The organism is Aquitalea sp., assembly GCF_030150775.1.
Lineage (GTDB): Bacteria > Pseudomonadota > Gammaproteobacteria > Burkholderiales > Chromobacteriaceae > Aquitalea > Aquitalea denitrificans.
In genome coordinates, this window is the sequence record NZ_JASLFG010000012.1 from 1 (window position 1) to 14,187 (window position 14,187).

The following is a 14,187-nucleotide window of genomic DNA, read 5'->3' on the forward strand; positions in this document are numbered from 1 at the left end:
ATCCGTTGGTGCTGCACATCGACCCGGCCAGCAGACAGCAATTGCAGCAGCGCTTGTTACGCTAAGCCCCGGACAAGCCGGCAGCAGCGCATGGCCATCCTGTCGCGGCAGATATGAAAAAGCCGCTGTGTGGATACACAGCGGCTTTTGATATTTGGTGGGCCCCCCGGGAGTCGAACCCGGCACCAACGGATTATGCTTACCAACTATGGCTTTCGCCACCCCTTTCGGGTTTGTGGTCTGGACTGTCTCTTGTCTTTACGACCTGCCCGTACAGTCTCTACACGTTCTCTCTTGCGAGAGCTTCGCTCGGGATTGCCACGCCGCCAAGGCAGCAGAGGTTTCCCCGAATTTGAGCAGTTCTACCAGGGAGCAGAGTCAACTTGCCCCAAGGCAACCCAATCAGCGCACTCCGTCCTCTTGCGAGTCGTAGGAGGTCACTTGTTAAGTCCGCTGCTCTAACCAAGCATGAGCTAGAGGCCCGAAGCTGCGCAGTATAACAGAATGAAATAAAAATCCCCAAGCCCTGATGCAAGCGGCTTGGGGATGCCATACTTAAAGACAGGCTGAATTACTGACCGCCAGGCTCGTTGTCCAGGAAGCTGCGCAGACGCTCCGAACGGGTCGGATGACGCAGCTTGCGCAGGGCTTTGGCTTCAATCTGACGGATACGCTCACGGGTCACGTCAAACTGTTTGCCCACTTCTTCCAGGGTGTGGTCGGTATTCATGTCGATACCAAAACGCATGCGCAATACCTTGGCCTCACGCGGGGTCAGGGTATCCAGCACTTCCTTGGTGGCGTCCTTCAGGCTGGAGTACATCGCAGCATCAGACGGTGCCAGGTTGTTCTGGTCTTCGATGAAGTCGCCCAGATGGGAATCGTCGTCATCGCCGATCGGGGTTTCCATGGAGATGGGCTCCTTGGAAATCTTCATGATCTTGCGAATCTTCTCTTCCGGCATTTCCATCTTTTCCGCCAGTTCGGCCGGATCCGGCTCACGACCGGTTTCCTGCAGAATCTGACGCGAAATGCGGTTCATCTTGTTGATGGTTTCAATCATGTGCACCGGAATACGGATGGTGCGGGCCTGGTCCGCGATCGAGCGGGTAATGGCCTGACGAATCCACCAGGTAGCATAGGTCGAGAACTTGTAACCACGACGGTATTCGAACTTGTCCACCGCCTTCATCAAGCCGATATTGCCTTCCTGGATCAGGTCGAGGAACTGCAAGCCACGGTTGGTGTACTTCTTGGCAATGGAAATCACCAGACGCAGGTTGGCCTCGATCATTTCCTTCTTGGCACGGCGCGCCTTGGATTCACCCGCCGACATCTGGCGGTTGATTTCCTTGAGCTCCTTGATCGGCAACATGGCGCGATCCTGCAGCTCGGACAGCTTGGTTTGCTTCTCGATGATGGCGTACTTGAAGCGGGTCAGTGCCTCGCTCCAGGCCTTGCCGGAATCGATTTCGGTCTCCACCCAGGCGGTGTTGATTTCGTTGCCGGGGAATACCTTGATGAAGTGGGTGCGGTCCATGCGCACGCGGGTGACGCAGATGTCCTGGATATCACGCTCGAAGGTGCGGATTTCATTGACACGGCGACGCAGCGATTCACACAGCGATTCGATCTGGCGAGTGGAGAAGCGCACCATCATGAATTCGGTGGTGATCGCATCTTGCAGCTCCAGATAGCCCTTGGACTTGGAGCCTTCTTTTTCCAGCACCTTGACCATCTTGTCGAACATCATGCGCACGCCGGCAAAGTGCTCCAGCGTCTGCTGTTTCAGCTCTTCCAGATTGGCCAGATTGGCGGCTTCGGCACTGGCTTCGTCATCTTCGGCTTCTGCTTCCTCGTCTTCGAGCAGTGCATCTTCCTCGACTTCCGGCTCAGCAAACGGCAGCGCCGCTTCAGCTGTATCGGCATTCGGATCGATGAAACCGTCTACTACCTCGTCAACGCGGATTTCTTCCTTGCTGATGCGCTCAACCAACTCCAGCACTTCGGCCACGGTTCCCGGACAAGCCGAGATCGCCAGAATCATGTGCTTGAGGCCGTCTTCGATACGCTTGGCGATTTCGATTTCGCCTTCGCGGGTCAAGAGCTCGACCGAACCCATTTCACGCATGTACATGCGCACCGGATCGGTGGTACGGCCAAATTCGGAATCCACCGACGACAATGCCGCCTCGGCTTCTTCCACCGCGTCTTCGTCAGCAACAGCGGGAGTGGCATCGGACATCAGCAGGGTTTCTGCATCCGGCGCTTCGTCGTAAACCTGGATGCCCAGACCGGAAATCATCGTGACGATGTTTTCAATCTGCTCGGCATCGGACACATCTTCCGGAAGGTGGTCGTTGATCTCGGCGTAGGTGAGATAACCACGTTCCTTGCCCAGGGCAATCAGCTGGCGCAGGCGTTTACGCTGCTCTTCCAGGCTCATTACCTGTTCTTCGTTGTCCTGTACGTCTTTTTGATTTTCGGGAGAGGCCGCCATTTTGCTTCCTGCTTAAAATAAGCCGAAAAAAACAGTTGATGATAACACAACTACGTCACCCCTGCCCCGGCTCACATTGGCGAGCCGAGCAGGTCTCGGAGCAGTTCCCTGAATAATGCTTTCTCTTCCGGACTTAGACCTTCATTACGGTCTTTCAGTTTTAGCCTTTCCACCTGGGCTTCACGCAACATTTTCAGCAATCTGGCGTTGCCATGCTGAAACTGGGTGCGGTCATCCTCACCGGGGTCGGCAAACTCATCCGGATCCTGCATGGCCTGGTGCAGCACACTGTCGATCAGCCCTTCGTAAGGGGTGCCGCGCAAGCCCTCTATCAATTGCGCCGTATTGGGCGGCTGCTCGTGTCCCTGCACACTTTCGGCCAACATCGCAAAGCAGGCCAGTTCGTCGGACAGCGGCAGGCTGTCCGGCAAGCTCACATCGCTGGCCCACGCCGGGTTCATCAGCAGCCACTTGATCTGCTTGTGAACAATGGGCGTGTTGATCTGGCGATATGATTCCTCTGGCAGGCGGTATTCCCGCTTGCCCTTGCGCTCCGGCGCCTTCTTGCCTGTAGTCAGCATGTCGAAATCGTCGACGTCCATGCCGGCAAGTTCTGCCAGCCGCTTTCTGATCATGAAGCCAAGCGCCGGTGCTGCAATCTGTGCCAGAAGCGGGCTGGCCTGTTTGATCAGGTCGGCACGCCCTTCTGGCGTATTCATGTCCACGCGGCCAGTCAGCTCGCGGGTAAAGTAAACCGATAGCGGCAGACTGTGCTCTGCCAACTGCTGTTCGAATGCTTCGGTACCGAACTCCCGCACATAGCTGTCCGGGTCGTGTTCCTGTGGCAAAAACAGAAAATTCAGCGCCTTGCCATCCTGCAATTGCGGCAGGCTGTTCTCCAGCGCACGCCAGGCGGCCTTCTGACCCGCCTTGTCGCCGTCAAAGCAGAAATATACCTGATCAGCATGGCGCATCAGCTTGCGCACATGTTCGCCGGTGGTGGCAGTCCCCAGCGTGGCCACGGCATAGTTGATGCCGTATTGTGCCAATGCCACCACATCCATATAACCTTCAACCACCAGCACGCGGTTCTTCTCGCGGATAGCCTGGCGGGCTTCGTACAGGCCGTACAGTTCACGGCCTTTTTCAAACAGCACCGTTTCCGGCGAGTTCAGATACTTCGGCTCTCCCTTGCCCAGCACGCGGCCACCAAAACCGATGATGGCACCGCGCTGATTGCGGATGGGAAACATCACCCGCTCACGGAAACGGTCGTAACGCTTGCCGCTTTCCTCATTGAAAATGACCAGACCGGCATCTACCAGCTTGTCATCCTGATACTGCGGAAAAATGGCCTGCAAGTTCTGCCATTCACCCGGGGCGTAACCCAGACCAAAGCGTGCAGCCACTTCCCCACTCACCCCACGCCCTTTCAGATAACTGATGGCAACAGGGGCCGACTTCAACTGCTGCTTGAAATAGCCGGCACTCAGCTGCATCACTTCTTCCAGCGATAACTGTCGCTCACGTGCGGCACGCGTGGCTTCCGGATTGACGCTGCGCACCTCTGGCACCGGCATGCCAATGCTGTCGGCCAGCATTTTCACCGCATCGACAAAGCCCAGCCCCTGGTATTCCATGACGAAACCAATGGCGGAGCCGTGTGCACCACAACCAAAACAGTGATAGAACTGCTTGCTGGGGCTGACCGTGAAGGAGGGGGATTTTTCCTTATGGAAAGGGCAGCAGGCCAAATAGTTCTGACCGGCTTTTTTCAGCGGGACATAGCGATCCACCACGTCGACCAGGTCGACACGGGACAACAACTGATCAACAAAGTCCTGTGGAATCAACGCCGAACACCTGCCTTAACACGGGGAAACAAATACCGGGCCAAACTGTACCCGGCCAGAGATCAGGCGGCGAGCCTGGCCTTGATACGCGCAGAAACCAGCGCCATGTCGGCACGGCCGGCCAGTTGCGGACGCAGAAGGCCCATGACCTTGCCCATGTCCTGCATGGAGACAGCTCCACTATCGACAACAGCCTTGGCTACCAGATCGTCGATTTCGGCCTCGGACAGTTGCTGCGGCATATAGGCCATCAGCACAGTCATTTCAGCCTTTTCCCTGTCGGCCAGATCCTGGCGCTGAGCAGCTTCGTATTGCGAGACGGAGTCACGACGCTGCTTGAGCATCTTGTCGATCACTGCCACGATCGCGGCATCGTCAAGTTCGATGCGTTCGTCCACTTCCTTCTGCTTGATGGCGGCCATCAACAGGCGAATGGCAGCCAGACGCTCGGTGTCCTTTGCCTTCATGGCGGACTTCATGTCATCGCTGATGCGAACTTTGAGGCTCATGTCGTGCTCACAAGGGCCATGTCAAGACATGGCGTAAGAATTCTGGAGTACAAACGGCAAAACCGCAGGCCATGCCTGCGGTCCCGCTTTATGACCGATGCAACTCTTAGAAGAGTTTCGGCGGCAGCATCTGGCTGCGAATGCGCTTGTAGTGGCGCTTAACAGCAGCAGCATGCTTACGCTTGCGTTCGGTGGTCGGCTTTTCGTAGAACTCACGAGCGCGCAGTTCGGTCAGCAGACCGGTTTTTTCTACAGCGCGCTTGAAGCGACGCATGGCGACTTCGAACGGCTCGTTTTCTTTAACGCGAATATTCGGCATTGACTCAAGTATCCTTAGATTCCTAGGCGGCGGACGTAAGGCCACCTATAAAAAACAGCATTTTAACAACAATACGCGGTTTGGAAAAGTCTGAAGCATTCCCAGCAAGCTTTTTGTGGCGCTTTTGTGCATCACGGCTTGCGAGAAGAAATCACCCCCTCACTAGGAGAACTTGGTACAGCGCTATAAAAACGTTTCGGCATCCGTTCCGCACAGTAAGCGGCACGGCCTGCTTCGACAGCCAGTTTCATGGCATGTGCCATCATGACCGGATTGCCGGCAGCGGCAATCGCGGTATTCATCAGCACGCCATCGCAACCCAGTTCCATGGCAACGGCGGCGTCGGAGGCGGTACCCACCCCGGCATCCACCAGCACCGGTACTCTGGATTGCTCGATGATCAGTTTCAGGTTCCACGGATTCAGAATGCCCATGCCAGAGCCGATCAGGCTGGCCAGCGGCATGATGGCGCAGCAGCCTATCTGTTCCAGCTCTCGTGCAATAATCGGATCATCCGAGGTATACACCATGACATCAAAGCCTTCGGCCACCAGCACTTCGGCTGCCTTCAGGGTTTCCTTGACGTTGGGGAAGAGATTGCCGGAGTCACCCAGCACTTCCAGCTTCACCAGGCGATGGTCATCCAGCAGCTCGCGCGCCAGGCGCAAGGTACGGATGGCATCCTCGGCGGAATAACAGCCCGCCGTATTGGGGAGCAGAGTGTAGCGGTTCTGCGGCAAAAAATCGAGCAGATTGGGTTCGCCGGCATTCTGGCCCAGATTGACACGACGAATGGCAACCGTGACGATATCGCAGCCCGAGGCATCCAGCGCCTGTGCGGTCTGTTCGAAATCACGGTATTTGCCGGTACCTACCAGCAAACGGGAATTATAAGCCTTGCCTGCGATGACCAGTTGATCCTGCACCTTCCACTCCTTTGCCATTCCGTCAGCCACCGCCGACAGCCACTACGATTTCCAGTTCATCCCCATCATTCAGCACCGCATTGCCGTGCTGACTGCGAGGCACGATTTGTCCGTTAAGCTCGACAGCAACGCGCTTGCCCGCCAGCTCAAGCACCGGAACCAGATCCGCCACCGAAGCAAGCAAGGCAAATTCCTTCCACTCGCCATTGATGCGCAAACGCATGATTATCTCCTCTCCGCCCGCTGCACCACCACCAGACTCTGCACCTCGTTCAAGACGCGGGACAGGTGATCCACGCTTTCCACCTGCAAGCGGAAATGAATGTGAATGAAGCCATCTCCCACATGGGTGTCCTGGGTATCCACGCTTTCGATATTGGCCGAGGCCTGCGAGATAGCAGCGGCGATATCGGCCAGCGCACCACGTTCATTACGCGCCAGCACACTGACGCTGACACCGAACATGCGATCGCGCTGGGTTTCCCAGTTGACGTTCAGCAGCTTGTCGTGATCGACCCTCTGCACATTCGGACAGCTGACGCGGTGAATCACCAGCCCCTGCCCCTTGGTAATCACCCCAAGGATTTCATCACCCGGCAAAGGATTGCAACAGCTGGACAGCTGCACGGTGCCGCCTTCATTACCACGGATGGTGACCGGCCCTACCCGCACATCTTCGCCCAGACGCTCGCCAGCCAGCTCGACCAGACGGCGCGCCACCGCGATGGGCAGCAACTTGCCGGCACCAATCTCGGCCAGCACCTCGCCAAAGCCCTGCAGTTTATCCCCATGTACCGCCATATACTCGGCTTTTAGCGCATCATCCAGCAGCAAGGGTGATACCGCCAGCGCACCAATAGCTTGCTTGAGGAGCTTCTCGCCAAGAGTGGAAGCCTCTTCGCGCTGCAGGCTCTTAAGATAGTTACGGATACCGGAACGCGCGCGGCCACTTTGCACGAAAGTGAGCCAGGACGGATTGGGCTTGGCCTGGGTGGACGTGATGACTTCAACCGTATCACCATTGCGCAGCACGGTACGCAGCGGCATCAATACATGATTGACACGGGCAGCAATGCAGCGATGCCCGACATCCGTATGCACCGCATAGGCAAAGTCCACCGGCGTGGAGCCTTGCGGCAATACCATGATCTTGCCCTTGGGAGTAAAGACATACACCTCGTCGGGGAACAGGTCGATCTTGATGTGTTCGAGGAACTCGACAGCATCATCGCTCTCCTCTTGCATGTCCAGCAGGCTTTGCAGCCACTGATGGGTACGCTGCTGCGCCGTGTTGATACCGGCATTGCCACTCTTGTACATCCAGTGCGAAGCCACACCGGCTTCGGCCACCCCGTTCATTTCACGGGTGCGAATCTGCATTTCCACCGGCGTGCCATAAGGGCCAAACAAAGTGGTATGCAGACTCTGGTAACCATTGCCCTTGGGAATGGCGATGTAATCCTTGAACTTGCCCGGAATGGGCTTGTACAGACTATGCAGCGCACCCAGCGCCAGGTAACAGCTGGGGATGTCATTCACCACCACGCGGAAACCGTAGATATCCAGCACCTCGGAAAACGACAGGTGTTTTTCCTGCATTTTCTTGTAGATGCTGTACAGGTTTTTCTCGCGCCCCTTGATGGTAGCTTCGATATTGCTTTCCACCAGCCGCTGGCTGACGGTTTTCAGAATTTTGTTGACCACTTCGCGGCGATTGCCGCGTGCGGCGCGCACCGCCTTGGACAATACGCTGTAGCGATGCGGATGCAGATGCTTGAAGGCAAGGTCCTGCAGTTCGCGATAAACCTTGTTCTGGCCGATGCGGTTGGCAATCGGCGCGTAGATTTCCAGCGTTTCCAGCGCAATGCGCTGACGCTTGTCCTCGCGCATGGAGTCCAGCGTGCGCATATTGTGCAGGCGGTCGGCCAGCTTGACGATAATGACGCGAATGTCGCGCGCCATGGCCAGCACCATCTTGCGGAAGTTTTCCGCCTGGGCGGTTTCCTTGGTCTGGTATTCCAGCCTTTCCAGTTTGGACAGGCCATCCACCAAGTCAGCTACCACCTTGCCGAATTTCTCGGCCAGCGTGGGCTTGGTGACGCCGGTATCTTCCAGTACATCGTGCAGCAGTGCAGCCGCCAGCCCCTGCACATCCAGCCGCCAGTCAGTCAGCATGGTAGCAACCGCCAGCGGGTGTGTGATATAGGGCTCGCCGCTCTTGCGGGTCTGTCCTTCGTGCGCCTCGCGGCTGACTTCAAAAGCCTGGCGCAGCAACTGCACGTCTTCCGGTTTGAGATAACGGCCTGCCGCTTCAAAAAAGGCTGCCGCTTCGCGCTCGATCAATGCGTTGTAATCGATGGCGTTCTCAATACCGGTTTCCATGCTTCGCTCCGCCAGCACCCGGATCAACCCTTGTTGCGGGTAAGCACTTCGCGGCCGACATGGCCGGCTGCGATTTCACGCAGCGCAACCACGGTCGGCTTGTGACGGCCGGCATCCACAAAGGATGTTGCGCCGGAAGCCACCTGGCGGGCGCGATAAGCTGCGGCCAGTGTCAGGTCAAAACGGTTCTGGATACGGTCCAGGCAATCATCTACGGTAATACGGGCCATGTGATTTCTTTCGTAAATTAGTACGATGCGGTTAACTATATCGAGTTTTGCCGAAGCAACCAATGCGTGCTAGCCGTGCTGTACGCCCATGCGGGCGAGAGCCGGAGCCAGACGCTGGGTTTGTACCGCAGCACGCAATCTGCGAGCCCGGAAGATGCTGATCAGATCGACGCGAGCACGTTCAAAATCGTCGTTCACCACGATGTAATCGTATTCAGCGACCTTATCGATTTCCGAACGGGCAGAAGCCAGACGGCGCAGAATCACTTCTTCGCTGTCAGTGCCGCGGCCACGCAGGCGGCGCTCCAGTTCTTCGATGGACGGCGGCAGGATGAAAATGCCCACGGCACCAGGAAATACCTTGCGTACCTGTTCCGCGCCCTGCCAATCGATTTCCAGCAAAATGTCGTGTCCGGCTTCCAGCCGGCTTTGCAGCCAGCGCACACTGGTGCCGTAGAAGTTGCCATACACTTCGGCATACTCCAGAAAATCGCCGGCAGCAATCATGGACTGGAAGGCAGCATGATCCACGAAGTGATAGTGCTTGCCGTCTTCCTCACCAGTGCGTGCAGCACGCGTGGTATAGGAAACAGACAGCTCAACCGTGGGCTCGGCCTGCAGCAAAGCAGCTACCAGTGAGGTTTTTCCAGCCCCGGACGGGGCAACCACGATATAGATGTTCCCGACTGCCTTGCTCATCAATCGTACATCCTGCCAAAGAAAGGGTAATTTTTCAGAATACCACAGACTGCTTTTCCGGTTAAGTGCAAAAGTATCTTCATGTCAAGATTTAGGTATTTGTCTTCACACCGAAGTAAAATCCTGCGTCTTATCCAATACATAACAAGGCTCGGAGCATCTCTGTCATGCAACTACTGGAAAGCTTTTTCAAGCTGAGGGAACACGGCACTTCGGTCAGAACCGAAGTCATTGCCGGCTTCACCACCTTCCTGACCATGGCTTACATCATCTTGGTAAACCCGTTGATCCTATCCGCCACCGGCATGGATCTGAACGCAGTGTTCGTGGCTACCTGCCTGGCCGCAGCGCTTGGCACTGCCATCATGGGCCTGGTTGCCAACTACCCGATGGCACTGGCACCGGGCATGGGCCTGAATGCCTACTTCACCTTCAGCGTTGTCAAGGGTATGGGGATCCCCTGGCAGGCTGCACTGGGTGCGGTATTCATTTCCGGTATCGTATTCCTGGCCGTCAGCCTGTTCAAGGTGCGTGAAGCCATTGTCAATGCCATCCCGCGTTCGCTGAAATTTGCCATTTCTGCTGGCGTTGGCATGTTCCTGGCCATCATCGCGCTGAAGGACGCTGGCGTGATCGCCGCCCATCCGGCAACTTACTTGACTCTGGGCAATATTCACAACCCGACCACCCTGCTGGCCATTCTGGGTTTCTTCCTGATCGTGGCGCTGGAATACCGCAAGGTACCAGGCTCCATCATCATCGGCATTCTGGTGGTGACCGCGCTGTCCATCGCGCTGGGCCTGTCCAAGTTTGAAGGCATCTTCGCTCCGGTACCGAGCATGGAACCCACCTTCATGAAGATGGACCTGCACGGTGCCATGAGCGCCGGCCTGGTGGGTGTGATCTTCGTGTTCTTCTTTGTCGACCTGTTTGACACCACCGGCACGCTGGTGGGTGTGTCGCACCGCGCCGGCCTGCTGGACAAGGACGGCAAGCTGCCGCGCCTGAAGCGCGCCCTGCTGGCTGACTCGGTGGCCATCACCGCCGGTGCCATCATGGGTACCTCCTCCACCACTGCCTATATCGAATCCGCCGCCGGCACCGCCGTGGGTGGTCGCACCGGCCTGACTGCCACCGTAGTGGCCATCCTGTTCCTGGCCTGCCTGTGGATTTCTCCGCTGGCCAAGACCGTACCGGCCTACGCTACCGCACCGGCCCTGTGCTATGTTGCCGTGCTGATGGCACGCGGCCTGGCGGAAATCGACTGGAGCGACCTGACCGAGTCCGCCCCTGCGGTGATGACTGCGCTGGCCATGCCGTTTACCTTCTCGATTGCCGATGGTATCGCTTTCGGCTTCATCAGCTATGCTGTGATCAAGATTCTGGCTGGCCGCTTTGCCGACCTGAAACCGGCAGTCGTGGTGATTGCCGCGCTGTGGATCTTCAAGCTGGCATTCTTTGCCTGATCCTGATGCGGTCACTCAAGGCCTGCTGCGTGGTGCGGCGGGCCTTTTTGCTTTGTGCGACAGCAAACACGGTCGCTTCATTTGAAAGTACAATAGCGCCATGGAAAATCTCAGCAACCTCGACTATTCCAGCTATCTGAAAGGCTGGATCCGCACCGTGCCCAACTGGCCCAGCCAGGGCGTGATGTTCCGCGACATCACCCCGCTGCTGCAAAACCCGAAAACCTTCCGCATGCTGATTGACATCTATGTGCATCGCTACATGCTGGAAAAGGTAGACCTGATTGCCGGGCTGGACGCACGCGGTTTCATCATCGGCTCGGTCCTGGCTTACGAGCTGAATGTCGGCTTCGTGCCCATCCGCAAGAAGGGCAAGCTGCCCTTCACCACCGTGGCAGAAGAATACGAGTTGGAATACGGCAATGCCACGGTGGAGATCCACACCGATGCCTGCAAGGCGGGTGACCGCGTCATCCTGATCGACGATCTGGTGGCCACCGGCGGCACCATGATGGCCGGTTACAAGCTGCTGAAAAAACTGGGGGCGGATGTACTGGAAGCCGCCGCCATCATCGAACTGCCAGAGCTGGGTGGCGGCAAGCTGGTACGCGACAGCGGGCTGGATGTCTTCACCGTCTGCTCCTACGACGGCCATTGAGGCTGTCTGAGTCATCACCATGCAAAACGGACCCGCAGGTCCGTTTTTGCTTGTCATTCCAGACTATTCAAACATCCCGCCCTCTGGCCTTGGCCAGCAAACCCAGCTGATAACGGCCATACGCCAGCAAGCCACGCCAGGTCCAGCGAGCCAGCCAATAACACAGGAACAGTCCACCCCCGCCCAGGGCCATCAGCAGCAAGCCGGTCAGCAACATGCCCTGACGGCTCAAGCCCCAGTCAAGGCCACCGATATCCACCTGCCCCGTTTCATCCTTGATATGCAGCCGGCCAAGCGCGTCACTGGCATTGCGCTCCAGGCTGACCGTGCCATCGCTGGACTGGATATGGATGCTGGCCCGTCCGGATGATGCCTCACGCACCACATCCACACTTTCACCGTTGCTGCCGCGAATATGGATGTTTCCCGCCGGGCCACCTTGTGCCAAATCGGACCAGATGGCCCGGACATCGCGCGATTCGTGAATGGCCGGCCAGCCGAACAGCTCGTTGCAGGCCAGCGTGCCAAACAACACCAGGCCGCCAATCAGGATGCCGGTGGAAGCCAGCGCCGCCATGGTCAGCATCCACAGATAAAACAGGAAGGGAACGGCCAGCAGGAAGTTGAGCAGGCCCATGCCGGCAATGGCTCCCACCACGGCAAACAGGTTGCCGACCGTCTTGCGGTCTTCCCAGCGGGCAATATGATGGCGCGCCATCAGCTCCCGCGCCAGTTGCTGCGGATCGCCCAGGCCTGCGGCAATATCCGCCTCGCTGCGTCCAGCAGCCAGTCCATCGCGGAAATATTCCTGATAATCGGCGATGATTTCCTGTTTTTCCTGCTGTGGCAGTCGCGCCAGTGCGTCCTGCAACTGACGGATGAATTCTTGCTGGTTCATGCTGTTTCTCCCGTGGCCCGGCCTGCGGCCAGTTGCAACACACTGTTTACATCGCCGACAAACTCCTGCCATTCCTGCTGCATCAATGCCAGCTGGCGTCGGCCTTCTGCCGTCAAGGTGTAGTACTTGCGCGATGGCCCGCTGGCCGACTCCACCAGATAAGTCGATACCCAGGCTTCGGCCTGCAGACGGCGCATCAGGGGATACATGGTTCCCTCACTCACCTCCATGCTGCGCGACAGGATGCTCACCAATTCGTAGGCATAGCTGTCTCCTGCCGCCAGTGCAGCCAGCACACACATGTCCAGCGTGCCTTTCTTCAACTGTGTTTTCATGATCCGCCCCCTACCTTGCATTGCACGATAGTTTGGCGTGCCCAATGCAAGGTCAGACCGGATTCTAGTCCCAGCTATTGTGTATTGCAAGGTACATGGTAAAACCACGTAGCTAGCCAGACAGCCCCTCCTAAGAATTATCTGTATAACAACAAGAAAATTCACAATTCATAAAGCATAATCCGTATTATTTTCCATGCAGGAGTGGCAAACATGAGCAGCAAAAAGAAATCGCTGGCGCTGGTACTGGGCGGCGGCGCCCCTAACGCCACCTTGATGGCAGGTTCGCTGGTGGCTTTCATCGAAGCGGGCGTGGAATTCGACATCATCTCCACCTCGGGCGCGGGTGCCATTGTCGGCTTGCTCTATACCGCAGCCAAAGGCCAGGACCCGAAAGCCGCGCTGGAAAAACTGGCCGACATGGGGGTGGCCGATGCGCTGTACTCTCTTTTCCCGGTCAACTTCAAGGTATTCAACAAACCCGGCCCGCTGGCCGACCTGTGGCGCCAGTGGCAGCAGGCCAATCCGGTACTGCAAGCCATCCAGGCCCAGGCAGACCAGGGCCCCCTACAACGGCTGGCGGCAGACTGGAGCAGCTGGCTGATGGCCACGCTCTGCCCCAGCGATCTGAACGCCCAAAGCCAGGGCCTGTGCGCCCATGTGCCGTTTATCGATCAAGTGGTGGACTTCAGCAAACTGGCCAGCATCAAGCCGCAGTTTTACCTGAATGCTTACAACCTCAGCCAAAAGCGCATGGATTGCTGGGACAAGCAGCAAATCACCCATGAACATTTTCTGGCCGCGCTGTCCTTCCCGCTGATCTATCCACCTTATCTGCTGGATGACAATTACTACATCGAAGGCGCTGCCATTGACACCCTCAACTTCAAGCGCCTGTTCCAGGATCACCCTCATATCGACACCACCGTGGTGTTCGATGTATTGGGCAGCGAAGAGATCCTGCATCCGCCGCGCGATCTGTACGATGCCTGGGTGCAGTCCATCATCACCCCGCTGACTGAAATTGCCCGTGATGACCTGAAGCTGTTCGAGGCCCTGCACAACAAGGATGCCGAGGGCAAGCCGCGCACCAAGTTGCTGCGTGTGGCTTACGACAAGTTCATCCGTCCGGAGCAGCGTGAGCAGGAACTGGACTGGTCCTATTCCAACCTGTCGCAGATGTATCAGGCAGGTTATGCCGCCGGGCAGGCACTGTGCCGCGACCATGCCGCGGAACTGGGCCTGGCCTGATTCTGCCGCCGCAATACAACAAGGGCTGCCATGGCAGCCCTTGTTGATCCACACCTCACCTACCCTTCAGCCGACGTCGCAACGCCGCCGCAGGTGTTTCAGCGCCCTGGCTCAGTACCACTCGATCCCGGTCTTCTCGGTCGAGATGATGGTGCCGGCTT

Annotated in this window: 14 protein-coding genes; 3 read left to right on the forward strand and 11 right to left on the reverse strand. The window is 57.3% G+C overall.

The annotated features are described in order from the left end of the window. Positions 1 to 571: 571 nt before the first annotated feature. The 9 genes from rpoD to gmk all read right to left on the reverse strand — a co-directional run bounded on the left by rpoD (position 572) and on the right by gmk (position 9,418). Positions 572 to 2,500, reverse strand: coding sequence for an RNA polymerase sigma factor RpoD (rpoD, locus tag QVF59_RS04140; protein WP_159879418.1), 1,929 nt, complete (start codon positions 2,498 to 2,500; stop codon positions 572 to 574). Positions 2,501 to 2,571: 71 nt separating this feature from the next. Then, complete coding sequence (dnaG, locus tag QVF59_RS04145; RefSeq protein WP_159879420.1) at positions 2,572 to 4,353, reverse strand: DNA primase; 1,782 nt, start codon at positions 4,351 to 4,353, stop codon at positions 2,572 to 2,574. A 62-nt stretch (positions 4,354 to 4,415) separates the two neighbouring features. Further along, a complete protein-coding gene (locus QVF59_RS04150; RefSeq protein WP_159879422.1) occupies positions 4,416 to 4,862 on the reverse strand; it encodes a GatB/YqeY domain-containing protein in 447 nt (148 codons plus the stop codon). A 106-nt stretch (positions 4,863 to 4,968) separates the two neighbouring features. Next, positions 4,969 to 5,181, reverse strand: a complete 213-nt coding sequence (gene rpsU / locus QVF59_RS04155) for a 30S ribosomal protein S21 (protein ID WP_059284939.1) — start codon at positions 5,179 to 5,181, stop codon at positions 4,969 to 4,971. A gap of 131 nt (positions 5,182 to 5,312) precedes the next feature. Next, positions 5,313 to 6,107 (reverse strand): thiazole synthase, encoded by a 795-nt coding sequence (locus QVF59_RS04160; RefSeq protein ID WP_287877562.1) that lies wholly within the window; start codon positions 6,105 to 6,107, stop codon positions 5,313 to 5,315. A 22-nt stretch (positions 6,108 to 6,129) separates the two neighbouring features. Beyond that, positions 6,130 to 6,330, reverse strand: a complete 201-nt coding sequence (gene thiS / locus QVF59_RS04165; protein ID WP_159879426.1) for a sulfur carrier protein ThiS — start codon at positions 6,328 to 6,330, stop codon at positions 6,130 to 6,132. Between the two features lie 2 nt (positions 6,331 to 6,332). Beyond that, positions 6,333 to 8,489 carry a RelA/SpoT family protein gene (locus QVF59_RS04170; protein WP_287877564.1) on the reverse strand — a complete coding sequence of 719 codons (2,157 nt, stop codon included), beginning with the start codon at positions 8,487 to 8,489 and terminating at the stop codon, positions 6,333 to 6,335. A 23-nt stretch (positions 8,490 to 8,512) separates the two neighbouring features. After that, positions 8,513 to 8,719: a DNA-directed RNA polymerase subunit omega gene (gene rpoZ, locus QVF59_RS04175; RefSeq protein ID WP_089083916.1), complete on the reverse strand. Its 207-nt coding sequence runs from the start codon at positions 8,717 to 8,719 to the stop codon at positions 8,513 to 8,515. 69 nt (positions 8,720 to 8,788) lie between these two features. Then, positions 8,789 to 9,418 carry a guanylate kinase gene (gene gmk, locus QVF59_RS04180; RefSeq protein ID WP_287877565.1) on the reverse strand — a complete coding sequence of 210 codons (630 nt, stop codon included), beginning with the start codon at positions 9,416 to 9,418 and terminating at the stop codon, positions 8,789 to 8,791. A gap of 167 nt (positions 9,419 to 9,585) precedes the next feature. Between gmk and QVF59_RS04185 the strand changes: the two genes are divergently transcribed. After that, on the forward strand, positions 9,586 to 10,884 hold the full coding sequence (locus QVF59_RS04185) for an NCS2 family permease (RefSeq protein ID WP_159879432.1): 1,299 nt from the start codon (positions 9,586 to 9,588) through the stop codon (positions 10,882 to 10,884). A 100-nt stretch (positions 10,885 to 10,984) separates the two neighbouring features. Further along, positions 10,985 to 11,542: an adenine phosphoribosyltransferase gene (locus tag QVF59_RS04190; RefSeq protein WP_287877566.1), complete on the forward strand. Its 558-nt coding sequence runs from the start codon at positions 10,985 to 10,987 to the stop codon at positions 11,540 to 11,542. A gap of 67 nt (positions 11,543 to 11,609) precedes the next feature. Here QVF59_RS04190 and QVF59_RS04195 read toward each other — a convergent pair whose 3' ends face one another. Together QVF59_RS04195 and QVF59_RS04200 are read right to left on the reverse strand one after the other, a co-directional pair. Further along, the gene (locus QVF59_RS04195) at positions 11,610 to 12,440 is read right to left on the reverse strand and encodes a DUF1700 domain-containing protein (protein WP_287877567.1); all 831 of its coding nucleotides are present in this window, start codon (positions 12,438 to 12,440) and stop codon (positions 11,610 to 11,612) included. Further along, positions 12,437 to 12,775 (reverse strand): PadR family transcriptional regulator, encoded by a 339-nt coding sequence (locus tag QVF59_RS04200; protein ID WP_131355748.1) that lies wholly within the window; start codon positions 12,773 to 12,775, stop codon positions 12,437 to 12,439. Before QVF59_RS04200 ends, QVF59_RS04195 begins: the two co-directional genes overlap by 4 nt. A 213-nt stretch (positions 12,776 to 12,988) precedes the next feature. Between QVF59_RS04200 and QVF59_RS04205 the strand changes: the two genes are divergently transcribed. Then, complete coding sequence (locus QVF59_RS04205) at positions 12,989 to 14,026, forward strand: patatin-like phospholipase family protein (protein ID WP_287877568.1); 1,038 nt, start codon at positions 12,989 to 12,991, stop codon at positions 14,024 to 14,026. Positions 14,027 to 14,187 lie beyond the last annotated feature (161 nt).

Excerpts from the sequence above, each read along its gene's own strand:
- rpoD (WP_159879418.1), bottom strand. The coding sequence starts at position 2,500 with ATGGCGGCCTCTCCCGAAAATCAAAAAGACGTACAGGACAACGAAGAA.
- QVF59_RS04150 (WP_159879422.1), bottom strand. The coding sequence starts at position 4,862 with ATGAGCCTCAAAGTTCGCATCAGCGATGACATGAAGTCCGCCATGAAG.
- rpsU (WP_059284939.1), bottom strand. The coding sequence starts at position 5,181 with ATGCCGAATATTCGCGTTAAAGAAAACGAGCCGTTCGAAGTCGCCATG.
- thiS (WP_159879426.1), bottom strand. The coding sequence starts at position 6,330 with ATGCGTTTGCGCATCAATGGCGAGTGGAAGGAATTTGCCTTGCTTGCT.
- QVF59_RS04170 (WP_287877564.1), bottom strand. The coding sequence starts at position 8,489 with ATGGAAACCGGTATTGAGAACGCCATCGATTACAACGCATTGATCGAG.
- rpoZ (WP_089083916.1), bottom strand. The coding sequence starts at position 8,719 with ATGGCCCGTATTACCGTAGATGATTGCCTGGACCGTATCCAGAACCGT.
- gmk (WP_287877565.1), bottom strand. The coding sequence starts at position 9,418 with ATGAGCAAGGCAGTCGGGAACATCTATATCGTGGTTGCCCCGTCCGGG.
- QVF59_RS04185 (WP_159879432.1), top strand. The coding sequence starts at position 9,586 with ATGCAACTACTGGAAAGCTTTTTCAAGCTGAGGGAACACGGCACTTCG.
- QVF59_RS04190 (WP_287877566.1), top strand. The coding sequence starts at position 10,985 with ATGGAAAATCTCAGCAACCTCGACTATTCCAGCTATCTGAAAGGCTGG.
- QVF59_RS04195 (WP_287877567.1), bottom strand. The coding sequence starts at position 12,440 with ATGAACCAGCAAGAATTCATCCGTCAGTTGCAGGACGCACTGGCGCGA.
- QVF59_RS04200 (WP_131355748.1), bottom strand. The coding sequence starts at position 12,775 with ATGAAAACACAGTTGAAGAAAGGCACGCTGGACATGTGTGTGCTGGCT.
- QVF59_RS04205 (WP_287877568.1), top strand. The coding sequence starts at position 12,989 with ATGAGCAGCAAAAAGAAATCGCTGGCGCTGGTACTGGGCGGCGGCGCC.